The following is a 12,427-nucleotide window of genomic DNA, read 5'->3' on the forward strand; positions in this document are numbered from 1 at the left end:
AATGCTCATACTATTGGGTTTTGTTCTATATATGATTACAGGGACGCCCGGTTATATCCGGATTCGCTTCCCGCGTTTCGCTTCCCGCGTTTCGCTTCGGGAGCACGAGGTCTGTTTCACTCGCTTCGCTCGCTCAAGCAGACTAATTGACGGGTTTAAGCAATGAACTGCGCTCATGATGACTTATTAACAAAATTGCAAATCTAATATCCTGGTACAGCCACCCGGTGAAGGAGATTGAAGGCCTGTTAGACTGGCTGGAGGAGGCATTACTGTAATAAGAGGTTAAAAACGATTTCAGGGGTCAAAGGTGGATTACAGAAGTTTTCCTCGGACTACCATTAATTCCTCAAATGAAACTTTTTTTCTTAGTACAACATCGACCTCAAGGCCCATTTTTATCATCCTTTCTTTTACAGCTTCAAGCCCTGTAATGGAAGAGATTAGCACCAGAATTTTCCCTCCGGGTTTCAGGTAGTTCCTGACAGCATCGAAAAATCTATCAAGGGTTTCCCTTCCGCTGGTTCCACCGTCAAAAGCATAATTTAACCAGCCAGGGACTTTCTCTTCTTCGGAAGTGGGAAGGTAGGGTGGGTTGAAGAGGATAAGGTCAAAAGAGGCTTTCTGGCTCCCTGGCTTCAGTCCCCTGAAGAGGTCGGTACGGATTACTTCAACCTCATTTGCTTTTGCACATCTGGCAGCATGGGGGTTGATCTCGGTTGCAAGTACGCGGATGCCTTTAACATTTGCCTTAAGAACAGCAGATACAAAGCCTGAGCCTGCCCCGATTTCAAGGATGCGCATGCCTGGCTCTGCTTCTTCAAGGGCGGCGTCGGCAAGCAAAAAGGAGTCTTCTGCTGGCTCGTAGACAAGGTCTGAGGCTCCGAGTTTGACCCGGGTATTTTTATACTCTATTTCAACCATAATTTATCGGGATTTAAGGTCATAAATCATGTTTGCAACGCTGGCAAGCTCTTCAGGAGTAAGGTTTTCAGCTCTTTTGTTCATGAAATCCTCAGGAAGCTGGTTTACAACTTCTTTGACATCCGGGATTTTGAGCTTATAATTTGTGTTCAGGATTGAATTCCTCAGCTTTTTCCGGCGCTGGCTGAAAACTGCAGTAACAAATTCGAGGAAGAAGGCTTCGTCGCGAACCTCGAAGGGGGCAGGGCGCGGGATCAGTTTGACGACTGCGGAATCGACTTCAGGCGCTGGCTGGAAAACGCCTTTTGGGACTTTCATGAGAATGGAAGCATCGGCAAAATAATATGTATCGACCGTGAGGCGGGAGTAGTCTTTGCAGCCCGGAGGAGATACCATGCGTGCTGCAAACTCATACTGGTACATAAGAATCCCAAGTTCGAATTTATAGCGCAGGAGCTTGAAGGTAATTTCCGAGGAGATGGAATAAGGGAGATTTGAAACGACCTTGTCAAACTCAGGGAAATCGACTTTCAGGGCGTCACCTTCTATAATCTCTATATTCTCTACAGCATCAAAACGGTCGTGCAGGACTGAAATAAGGGGAGGGTCAAGCTCGACTGCAATCACCTTTTTTGCGCTCCTTGCAAGCCTTTCGGTAAGATTTCCGATTCCTGCACCGATCTCAAGAACCGTATCCTGAGCAGTTAGCTCAGCAGCAGCAACTATCCTGTCCAGGTAGCCTGTGTCAATGAGGAAGTGCTGGTCAAAGGTGCCTCCTTTTATATTGTACTTTTTAAGAATAGAACGAACCAGGGCTGAAACCTCCTGAATAAAGTAAGCGTTTTTAAGGTTTTTATATATTTATAATATTTTTTAACCACTGTATAAATTGCTACATTTCTTTGTAAGTGTTATCTAGGTACTTTAATTCACGTTACAATTGCTTTAAAAGTGAATTTAAGAATTTTGCAGAGCACTTTGTAGTTTTGTATAATATTTTATAATATCCTGTAAAATTTTTTGTTTGAATTAAATTAAGGAACATAAATTAAAGTAAATAAACCGATTTAGTTAAAGTTAGTAAACTGTAGATAGGTAGACTCCGCAGATGAATTTTCAAAAGCCGAAAGTTAAGAAGCCAGACAGGCAGAAGATATAGAAAAAAATAGAAAGAAAAGGGATTCACCGATCATTCGGGCCCTGGCGGCGGGGAGGAGTGGTGAACAGCCTGTACTTGATGAAATCATCCTTGAGTTCTTCTTCTATCCTGTGAGAAATTACTTTAGCAGGGTCATGAAGGCTCGGGATTCTCTCGCGGATATCCTGAAAGCTCTTAAACTCTCCTTTCTTGCGTTCATCAATGATAGACCACATGAGTTTTTTTCCAATCCCGGGAAGGAGTTCAAGCATATGCAGGCGGGTTGTGATGGAGTGGGCATCGTTGAAGAACTTTACGAACCTTTCTTCTGTGTGCCTGACACAGGCTTCGAGGATGAAGGGCAGTTCCAGATTGGCTCCTGTGGTAAGGTCAGAATACCCGATCCTCTGCTTTACATGGTCTATTTCATTCCTGTCCCCGGGCCCTATGTAAACCCTGGACTGGATTTCAGGAACTACGCCGGCTTTGGGGACCAGTTCCATAAGAGTAAACTTTTTATCCCCTACAGCCTGCACAAGAGGTTTTTTCTGGAATGCTGTCGTACCGTCAACGGATTTCCCGTAGGGAAGATAATCGAGCACCCATACATATTCCTCCCTGTCCTGCGAACTTTCCATAGATTTTCCGGATGAGCGCGGAGCTCTTTCTGACTGCCTTTCAGATTGCGGTCTGCCTGTCGGCCGTCTGCCGCCAGAAGAAGGTCTTTCGGCAGACGATCTGCCAGTGTACGGTCCACCTGATTGCGACTTCTCTACTTTCATCAGCACCCATCCTATCGATAAATATGAAACCCCATTAAATCTTATTCATGTCCAGGGCTCAACCTGGATGTACATAGCTTCTTTCAGCTCTTCTATCTGGTTCGGGACCTTCTATGGATACCAGACCTGTGAACCATTCCCCGAGCATCAGCTTCCGGAAACTGGAGACTGACCTGTACCTCAGTATTCTCAGGTTCGGGAATCTGGAGAACTATGAGAATCTTCTGAGCTAAATTCTTCAGGTCAGGATACTCCCTGATACTCTAAAGTACTCTAACCAGATTTCGGACACTTCCCTCATGAATAACAAGATAAACTGCTATATAGCTTATTCTCTTTACTTTTTAATTATTCCATAGCCGCGAATACATAGTCCAGAATCTGATCCAGCTCTTCATTGCTCAGGGTGTACTTTTCTTTCGCATAGATTGACCTGAGTTCATCTCTGGATTGAGGCAGGATATCCGCTATCCTGATTGCAATAACGGGCCTCATTTTTTCAAGTTCAAGTAACTTATTAACAAGTTCTCTTGACTTTTCCCCGCTAATTTTTGAGAACTGTTCCGCATGGTGCAGGGCTTTTCTGAAACTGTATGCAACCTCGAGCCCCTGCTCTCTGCGCTCGTCAGCGATCCCGGAAAGTATATCCTTGACCTCGGCCAATGTCAATAACTCTTCGTTGAGGACTTCCTTAATTATCATTGGAATACACTCTTTCAAATTAAAAGTTTCAGGTAGTTGTATTTCCTTACAGAGCAACCTGTTTAATGTTTTATTGTAAACTCTGATTCCTGACGCCAGTGTTTTCTGCCTTTAAGTACAAGTACCCGGCATGCGCCCGGTAAGCCGGAACTGTTTTGAATAACGTTATCCTGAACTATCTCAGCTATATGGTATACAAATGATATATAATTATAGATGTTCATTTACCAGGATAAGAAACTAATTTTTAAAAAGCAGTTATTTCAGATCCCCTTTTAAGCGTGCCCTTTTAGAAGGTTATTACGGGATATCAGTTCTGTTACGTTCAATCCTTTACCGGGCAGTTACTCAGGCTGTCACTTATCGGAATATTTTGTTAGGGTTTCAAACCTCCGGCTGGAGACCTGCATACCTTAAACTCCGTAATAAAAGGGAAGATTAGGTTGTAAAAACCTAATTGCCTTGCTCGGAATCAGTACTTCTGAGGTTTCAGGTGCTGAGGAAGAGAAAATACTTCCTTCATTGCGTTTCCGCTGCGGACTGCGAGCACATATGAACGGCCGCGCTGTCCTATGACTTTTCCTGTAGAACCCTGGAATTTAGGATTTGGCATACCTCTCTGGATGCTTGGGTCGATGTCAATGTGGACCATCTGCCCTGCTTCGAATTCCTGGATTGCCCTGACTACAGGGGAAATTCCTCTTTCACGAACCGTCTTCTGTAATTTGTACCTTGTGCAGCGTTTTTCACCGTGGGAATTTGTCATCGCATGTTCCTCCGTTAGATGCTCGATTAATTTCTCTTTAATAAAGTTTCTGTTTAATAATTGATTTTCCTCTAAATAAGATGGATGTTATTTAAATGAACCGTTCATTAAGCCACTCTTTCCCTGTGGCTCGACCGGCTAATGAAACTGATTCAGATTGATCCAGATTGATTTAGATTAGATCGATTAAACTTTTTAATGTCTATTTTCAGATTTATTTTTAGATTTATTTTTAAATCTATTTTTAGATCTATTTAGTTATTTAAGGCAGATTTAGCTATCTGGGATTCAGATTTTTGGGGCTTAAATTTCGACGTTAACCACATCAAGATCTTCCACAAGCGCAGGGACTCCTAAAAGCCCTGTCAGGCTCGGGTTTGTCCGGTCTTCATCCCCGGAAATCAGTTCTTTAACGTATAGTCCGCCTTCACAGTTTACAGTTATATATGCATAACCTTCATCTGTCAACCTGTCAAGCGTGATGCTGTGCACGTACCTTTTCCGGACGAGGTCTGCCCGCCTGTGAACCACACGCTTTGGGGTTTGCTGGGCGATCTCTGTGCCACTCAAAGACTCAAGGCAGGATTTAAGCTTTTCCTCTGAAACAGGCTCTTTAAATGTAACTTTAAGCTTATAAGTTTTATCCGCCTTTGAGCTTTTCAGGGTCTCAATCATGCCTTTTTCAACAAAGCGAAGGTCTCTTACCTCAACTTTTCCTGCAGCATTTTCATTAATTTTCGCAGTGAGTGCTTCAAGATCAGCCTGGCGCTTTAAAGGGGATTTTGCTTCTACTACGAAGGGCCTGCCGCTTCCGAGCATAAGGGCATCTATATCTTCCCTGCCCGAACCATGGAAAGCCGTATCAACAGCCTCAAATGCTTCAATAACAGGACCCTTGATAAGCTCATCTACGGATTCAGGATATTGTTTGCCGGTAAACCCGCAGCTCTCGCAACCTCTACCCTTGCATTTCCTGCAGGGCCAGCGGGTCTGGGGGATTCCTCGGACCTTTTTCAGGTAGCGCCCGTAAACATATACCGAACGGACCTGAAGCTCGAATTTGTTTACTGCAAGGTCAAGGGTGATTACAATATCCGGGTTTTCAAAATCCACCTCTTTTCCAACCTTTTCTGCAATTCTCTTGCCTACTTCCCGGTTAAGTTCGGACTTCAATTGCTCGGCATAGGCAGTCCCTGCCTCAGCCCACAATATCTCTTCGTTTTCACTTAAAAGCCCGCTGACCTTTGTGCCGACAAGGAAGGTTGAGTACTCAAGACCTTCAAGAGCCTTTACGGCTTCGTCCGCCCAGAAATCCAGTTTCTTGAACTGGTCAAGGCAGACCCAGCACTGCTCATCCTCACCCTCAATTCTGAGAGTTTTCCTTGCATGGGCGCTGCAGGGAACAAGTTCCTTTAAGAGAGAATCTTCATTCTCACTTTTGTAAATGCGGTCCCCTTCCAGGACAAGGGCGAGTTTTATTGCCTGCCCGCGTTCTCTGTTGCTGAGGCCTGTAGATAATTTTGCAAACTGACGGCCCATGCAGTGGTCACATATAGGGCCTTCGTGCAGAATCTTTTTTGAAATTTCAAGTACGTCCATTTTGTTTCACTTTCTCTAAGCTCTTTATTCGGGGAATAGACCTGGAGTGGATAATTGAAAGGTGATGTTAAGAGATTGTATTGAAAGGTGATGTTGAAAACGGTATTGAGAGATTATATTGAAAGAGTTATTGACAGAGTGTGTCGAAAGTATTTTGGAAGATAATATTGACAGATTATTTGAGGGAAGATAATTGACAGATTATTTGAAAGTACTGAAATGCAGTCTTGCAGGAGATGCGTAAATTTAAGGCATGTGCCCTAAAAGGTGCATCAGGATGAGTTTCTATCCTGATACAGGCAAGTGAGATATAACTTTTTGGATTAAAACACGACAAAGCTACAGCTCAGTCTTCAGCTTCAGAGCTGGCTCCTCCCGGAATTTCCCCTCTTTCCGCTTCAACCCTGTCCAGTTCGTTGTGAATAAGGGTTATGCAGTGATTGGAGTGAAGGGAAATGGGACCAACCGAGATAATCCTGGCTCCTGCTTCAAGGAGTTGTTGTTCTTCTTCTTCTGTAACGCCTGTATGGTCGCCCAGAATAAATACAGGGTCCTGTATTTCCCTGGCAAGTCCCCTGATATCCTCGCCGTCTTCTCTGAGATAAAGTAGGGTACGCCCTTCAAAAGAAGCTATAAGGGACTTAAAGTCTCCGTTGCGGATCCATACACCAGGAGTGGACCGGGTATCCTGTTCGGTTGCATTTTTCAGAAGGGCTTTATTGATAAGTGAACCACTGCTTCTTTCGTCGGGGTTCAGGTATCTCAAGTGGAGCCCTTCAAATCTGATAATTTTTCCTGGTTCAGGTTCCCCCAGAAGAAGCAGGTGAACATTTACATCCCTGCGCATTCCGAAAGAGAGAAAAAGGGCAGAGCTTACACAGCGGCAGAGTATATCCATTCTTCCTGCAGACCCCGGGAGGTCATTTAAAGAAAAATCTCCGCTTGTCTTTGCTTTGTGCCCTATGATAACGATATCACGCATGGGGCAGTATATTACGTAAGGGATATAAAACATGTGTGCATGTTCACAGAAAAACGCATAACATAAAATGTAAAAATATTGTATGAAAAATTCAACCGAAATTAAAAAATCATAATTAATAATCATAGATTAAAAGGTCATAATTAATGATCATAGATTAAAAGATCATAATTAATGATCATAGATTAAAAGATCGTAGAGTTAAATATCCTGGAATTAAAAGTTAATAAAGTTAGATGATCACGATAAGGATGGGATACGGATGAAGATACTCGCAATTTCCGACCCCCATGGGGACTATTCGAAGATAAAAAACATCATAGAGAAAGCCGGGGACTTTGACCTTGCCGTGGTAGTTGGAGACATTACCAATTTCGGACCCGATGAGAAGGTAGAAGAGCTGGCTGAAATGTTTGATAAGCCCGTGCTTGCAATTCCCGGAAACTGTGACCAGAGGAGCATTCTCAAAGCCCTTGAGAAGTCAAAAGCCGTAAGCCTTCATGGAAAAGCCGAGCAGATTGGAAAAATCCGGTTTATAGGGCTTGGAGGTTCAAACCCCACTCCTTTTAACACTCCTTTTGAGCTTTCCGAAGAAGAAATCGAAACCGCCCTCGAAGGGATGGTCTGCTCAGCCGAAAACTCAGAGGAATGCGGGACAATAGTGCTCCTGACTCACGCTCCTCCTCATGGAGCCAGAGACGAACTCCCCTTCGGGCATGTGGGAAGCAAAGCCATCCGGAAGTTCCTGGATAGAGTTGACCTCATTGTCTGCGGGCACATCCATGAAGCAAAAGGCACTGAAAAAGTAGGAAAAACAGTTATTGTAAACCCTGGGGAAGCCTGCAAAGGGTCTTGCGCTCTTATAACTATTGAAGAGACCGAAAACAAACCAATCGAGGTTGAATTCGTGGAAGTATAAAGTAAGCTTTATCCAGATTTAACCCAAACTTTATCCATATTTGATCAGCCAGATTTCAACTGTCCCATTGTTTATTAGCCAGGTTTGATCAGGTTTTCGGAGTCATCGGCATAGATTTTTGAAATTTCCATGCACTCTGAACCTTTTTCTCCTTTAAGGAGCATATTCATTAGCAAGAACATCCTTACTATAGAATTATATTTTTGCTTCGCATTCTTCCATTATGTCTTGACCTGTATTATAGAATTTACATCAACATTGTTATTTATTTAACGATGTTATTCTACTGGCATGCAGAAGTACAGATAAAGAAATCTGAGAGGTTGAGCTACGAACGTTGTTGACGAGTTCGGTTTTGATCCGGTTTTAGTCGATTTCTTGGCAAAACTTGCCATTGCCTTTCTGATAGGTATCATGGTAGGCGTGGAAAGGGAACACAGGGGCATTGAGCATGAGATCTTCGCAGGTGTAAGAACTTACAGCATAACCTGCATAACGGGTATGCTCGTTGCTCTCGTGAGTGAGTCAACAGGACAGGGCTTCGTTTACGTAGCAACGCTTTTCTTTGCAGCCATCTGCTGCATAATCACCTATGCCAAGATATTTCTCTACCGACGCATCGGAGTAACAAGCCCGGTTACTCTCTTTTTTATCTTCGTTATGGGCGTCCTTGTCGGCTATGACTACGGCCTGTATGCAATTGTCTCATCCATAGTTATATCGTTCCTCCTGATTCAGAAACAGCCTCTCCATCAGTTTGCAGGAAACCTGACAAAAGAAGAACTGTATAATGCAGTTCAGTTTCTTGCGATAGCTTTTATTCTCTATCCGGTAATGCCGGATAAGCAGTTTTTCGGGCTTATAAACCTGAGGACAGCGATCCTTATTGTAGTCCTTGTTTCACTTATCAGTTTCTTAAGTTATGTGCTTCTGAGAAAATTCGGGACAGAACGCGGTCTCTGCTATTCAGGTTTTCTTGGGGGTTTCGTTAACAGTGAAGCCACAACAGGGGCTCTTGCCGGACTTTCAAAAAGAGCAGAAGGTATTGCTGACCCCATCCTTATGGGGATTCTGCTCTGTAATGTTTCCATGCTCATCAGGAACCTTATACTAGCCCTGATAGTTGATCCTACAGGCCAGACGACCCTTCTCATGCTTCCTCCCCAGCTTGTAATTATCCTTGTATCCGCTGTGATAATTCTCAGGCGCAATAAGAAAATATGCCCTACAGGCGGAGGAGATCTCAAAATTGAGTCTCCTTTTTCACTCGGACAGGCATTTAAATTCGGCATTGCGTTTACCCTGATCCTCGTTATAGGAAACTTTGCCTATAGCACCGTAGGAACTGTCGGAATTTATGTTACTGCACTGGGAGCTCTTGTCAGCAGTTCGGGAGTGATAGTTTCCGTAACCCTCCTTGCAGTGAATGATGGGACTATCTCTTATGCAACCGCGGCAAATACCGCTGTGCTTGCAAGTCTCATAAGTACTGTAAATAAAATACTGCTTTCAAAAATCTCAGGCTCTGCCAGTCTTTTCTCCCTCGCATTAAATAATTTCGGTATAATTGCATCCATTGGGACTGCCGCTTTACTTTTATGGAACATCCTGTGAGAAAGAACAGGACGATTGTAAAAGCAAAATGATTGTAAAAGCAAAATGATTGTAAAAGCAAAATGATTGTAAAAGCAAAATGATTGCAAAAAACATAAGTGTAGTACTTCGTGTATGAAGTGATTATGCAAAATGCGGGTCGGATATTGCCTCTCTGCAAAATAATGGATTTCTAATAATACGATATTTATAAAAAGCCACACATATTACTCATTAAACGGATATCTATCCGTCAGCATGGCAGATTGGGGGGAAAAGATGGTAGCCTATAAGGAATTTAAATTAGGGATACTGGGAGTTCTTATTTTTATCCTGCTTACGGGCCTGACAACTTTGGCCCTGGCTCAGGAGGAAACTACCGAAACCAGTAAAATGAATCAGAGCAGCACCTCTAAAGAGGATGAATCTGTTTCTCGGATGCATAATATTGTTTTAGTAAATAATGCCTTCAGTCCTGAAACAATAGAAGTAAACCAGTATGATACAGTTGTATGGCGTAACCTGAACAGGCCGAAAAGGACTTTTGTCCTTGTAAGCGAGGAAGATCTATGGGAAGACTTTTCTCTTGGCTATGGTAAGTCTTTTGAGTATATCTTTACTGAAACCGGAACCTTTGGTTTCAGCATAGAGGGGGAAAGTGGCCTTGAAGGTACGGTTATGGTGAGAGAATCCGGGGAAACTGCAGGAGAAGCTCCGGTGTCGGAAAGAGAAACTCAACCTCAGATACAGCAGGAAGAAAGAGGACAACAGGATGAAAGAGAACAGCAGGATAAAGAAGAGGTAACTTCTACACCGACTGAGGAAGCAACTCCCGGGCAGCCGGCAGAAGAAGTACAAAGTTCCGAAAATTCAGTATTTATACGTGAATCTGACTTTTACCCGAAAACTCTTGTGCTTAACACTGGGGAAACTATAACCTGGAAAAACCTGAACAGGCCCAAGCGCTCATTCACGCTGGTAAGTGAAGAGGGACTTTTCGAAGACCCGGTTCTGGGTTACGGGAAAAGCTTTTCATATACCTTTGATGAAGCCGGAGACTACACTTTTAAGCTGGAAGAGGTTCCTGGTTCAGAGTTAGTTCTAACAGTAGAGTAAGAGAATCAGCAGGGGGAGCAAATACGGCAAATACGGCAAATACGATTCCTGCTGGTAAGCTAGCTCAAACTAAAGCCAATTCGGGTAAAAATGAAGAATAAGCCTTTATAGAATAGGCTATTTTTAGGCAGCCTTTACTTTTTTATATTAACTACCTTAATCAATATATTCGAAGATGTTATCTCTCCTGAAGGTATTGCGCAGGTTGTTTAGAGCCATTAAAAATTTTAAAGGAAAGGACTGTTTTATTCTATCTGGAAATGTGTTTATACTGGTCTAAAACATCTTTATATGCAAGTAAAACACTTAAATTTCATTAATAATTTTGCTTTGACAGGCAGGTAACTAAAAGAAATGTACAAAAATATATTTATAGGTACGTAAGTATGCATGAAGATTTCAAAGCTTAAAAAAGAAAAAAGTCCATTAAAGTTAGAACTTAAGATTAAATAACATTAGCTATTAAATAAACAAGAATGAAGAGTTAATATTCGAAATATTTAGATATCTGAGAGTCAAAATACCATAAATAAAATTAAAATAAAATTATTTGGACTTTAACTTATTTCTATAGACTTCCTAACTCCATAACCAAAAAGACGTGGGGAATAAAATGAAAACAAAGATTATTGTTCTACTTCTAGTCTTAGGAGTCGTTTTGTTCTCGGGATGCACCGGGAATGATCAGCCCTCCCCGGAAGAAAACACGACACCTGAAGAAACAGTAACCCCGGAGGAAATTGAAACTCCGGAAGAAACGGAAACACCGATAGAAACTGAAACTCCTGAGGAAGTTGAAACTCCGGTAGTAACTGAAACTGAAGAAGAAGTAACTACGGGAGAAAATGAGACCGAAGAAGGACCGACAATTAACACGTCCAGTATAAGGAAAACTCCCTATACTATAAGACTGGACAACTACAGGGCATATCCCTCAAGCCTTGATATTAAACAAGGCGAAACAGTAGCCTGGATAAACTATCAGGACAGCCCGAGGAGAGTCTTTACCTTAACCAGTGAACAGGAACTATTTGAGAACACAGGTCTCGTGTACAGGCGTTCATTTGCCTATACTTTCAATGAAACCGGAGCTTACAACTTCACCGTTGTCGGGCAGCCCAGAATGAATGTTAATATCACTGTGACCGAGCCCTGAATGAATTCTCCGAACAAGCTTCCGGAAAAAGTTCTCTAAAGGAATTTCCAAAAAAATCCTGAAGGGTTCACTTAAGGGATTATTCAAAGGATTAATGAACAAAGTACTTACAAATTATATACAGCTTTATCTGGAAAGGCAGCAAAACTTTCCAGTAAATTTACTTTTTTGGATTTTAAACTTTGCACTCATTTTCCATTTCTGATAGCTCTCTACATCCACATTCTGAATAAACAGGCATGCAAAAAACCAGCTAATAATCTGATTTAATCTGATTAATAATCCAATTAATAATCCGATTAATAATCCGATCAATAGTCCGATTAATAATCCGATCAATAGTCCGATTAAGAGCCTATCCGAAAAGTAGACTAACTAGATTTTAGGGTAATATTGATTAGTGGTAAGACGAAAAAACGTACAAGACTATGAGATTTCTGACGAATTTTGGAATAAAATAAAAGCATTATTACCTCTCTCTAAACCGAAAAAGAAGGCTGGAAGACCTCGAAAAGATGATAAGAGAATACTGAGTGGTATTTTTTATCTCCTTCGTACTGGTTGCCAATGGAAATCTCTGCCACGATTTTATGGAGCTCCAAGCACTGTCCATGATCGATTTCAGGAATGGCAAAAAGCTGGATTATTTGAGACTATGTGGAAAGCTGGTCTTCTTGAGTATGATAATAAAAAAGGATTAGAGTGGGAATGGCAAGCAATTGACGGTGCTATGACAAAAGCGCCATTAGG

13 protein-coding genes are annotated in these 12,427 nt (G+C 42.2%); 6 read left to right on the top strand and 7 right to left on the bottom strand.

Going from position 1 to position 12,427, the window contains the following annotated elements; translation table 11 throughout:
- Nucleotide 1 precedes the first annotated feature (1 nt).
- Complete coding sequence (locus tag FXV91_RS18750) at nt 2–166, top strand: hypothetical protein (RefSeq protein ID WP_229392313.1); 165 nt, start codon at nt 2–4, stop codon at nt 164–166.
- Between the two features lie 149 nt (nt 167–315).
- Here FXV91_RS18750 and FXV91_RS18755 read toward each other — a convergent pair whose 3' ends face one another.
- From FXV91_RS18755 to trmY, 7 genes are all read right to left on the bottom strand, one after another.
- Nucleotides 316–924 carry a HemK2/MTQ2 family protein methyltransferase gene (locus tag FXV91_RS18755; protein WP_229392314.1) on the bottom strand — a complete coding sequence of 203 codons (609 nt, stop codon included), beginning with the start codon at nt 922–924 and terminating at the stop codon, nt 316–318.
- A gap of 3 nt (nt 925–927) precedes the next feature.
- Nucleotides 928–1,785 (bottom strand): 16S rRNA (adenine(1518)-N(6)/adenine(1519)-N(6))-dimethyltransferase RsmA, encoded by an 858-nt coding sequence (gene rsmA, locus FXV91_RS18760; RefSeq protein ID WP_345945541.1) that lies wholly within the window; start codon nt 1,783–1,785, stop codon nt 928–930.
- A gap of 321 nt (nt 1,786–2,106) precedes the next feature.
- Nucleotides 2,107–2,844 (bottom strand): DUF655 domain-containing protein, encoded by a 738-nt coding sequence (locus tag FXV91_RS18765; protein ID WP_229392315.1) that lies wholly within the window; start codon nt 2,842–2,844, stop codon nt 2,107–2,109.
- Nucleotides 2,845–3,192: 348 nt separating this feature from the next.
- On the bottom strand, nt 3,193–3,546 hold the full coding sequence (locus FXV91_RS18770; RefSeq protein WP_229392316.1) for an RNA polymerase Rpb4 family protein: 354 nt from the start codon (nt 3,544–3,546) through the stop codon (nt 3,193–3,195).
- Nucleotides 3,547–4,018: 472 nt separating this feature from the next.
- The gene (locus FXV91_RS18775; protein WP_229392317.1) at nt 4,019–4,312 is read right to left on the bottom strand and encodes a 50S ribosomal protein L21e; all 294 of its coding nucleotides are present in this window, start codon (nt 4,310–4,312) and stop codon (nt 4,019–4,021) included.
- A gap of 303 nt (nt 4,313–4,615) precedes the next feature.
- Complete coding sequence (locus FXV91_RS18780; RefSeq protein ID WP_229392318.1) at nt 4,616–5,911, bottom strand: tRNA pseudouridine(54/55) synthase Pus10; 1,296 nt, start codon at nt 5,909–5,911, stop codon at nt 4,616–4,618.
- A gap of 346 nt (nt 5,912–6,257) precedes the next feature.
- Nucleotides 6,258–6,893 (bottom strand): tRNA (pseudouridine(54)-N(1))-methyltransferase TrmY, encoded by a 636-nt coding sequence (gene trmY / locus FXV91_RS18785; RefSeq protein ID WP_229392319.1) that lies wholly within the window; start codon nt 6,891–6,893, stop codon nt 6,258–6,260.
- A gap of 262 nt (nt 6,894–7,155) precedes the next feature.
- On the opposite strand from trmY, the gene FXV91_RS18790 reads away from it, so the two are divergent.
- The 5 genes from FXV91_RS18790 to FXV91_RS18810 form a co-directional block, all read left to right on the top strand.
- Nucleotides 7,156–7,812 carry a metallophosphoesterase gene (locus FXV91_RS18790; protein ID WP_229392320.1) on the top strand — a complete coding sequence of 219 codons (657 nt, stop codon included), beginning with the start codon at nt 7,156–7,158 and terminating at the stop codon, nt 7,810–7,812.
- A gap of 378 nt (nt 7,813–8,190) precedes the next feature.
- Nucleotides 8,191–9,426, top strand: coding sequence for an MgtC/SapB family protein (locus FXV91_RS18795; RefSeq protein WP_229392321.1), 1,236 nt, complete (start codon nt 8,191–8,193; stop codon nt 9,424–9,426).
- 258 nt (nt 9,427–9,684) lie between these two features.
- Nucleotides 9,685–10,521 carry a hypothetical protein gene (locus tag FXV91_RS18800; protein WP_229392322.1) on the top strand — a complete coding sequence of 279 codons (837 nt, stop codon included), beginning with the start codon at nt 9,685–9,687 and terminating at the stop codon, nt 10,519–10,521.
- 613 nt (nt 10,522–11,134) lie between these two features.
- The gene (locus FXV91_RS18805) at nt 11,135–11,677 is read left to right on the top strand and encodes a hypothetical protein (RefSeq protein ID WP_229392323.1); all 543 of its coding nucleotides are present in this window, start codon (nt 11,135–11,137) and stop codon (nt 11,675–11,677) included.
- A 400-nt stretch (nt 11,678–12,077) separates the two neighbouring features.
- Nucleotides 12,078–12,427, top strand: a 350-nt coding sequence (locus FXV91_RS18810; protein WP_229392324.1) for an IS5 family transposase, incomplete at its 3' end; no start/stop codon positions are given.

It is taken from the genome of Methanosarcina sp. DH2 (assembly GCF_020804225.1).
GTDB lineage: Archaea > Halobacteriota > Methanosarcinia > Methanosarcinales > Methanosarcinaceae > Methanosarcina.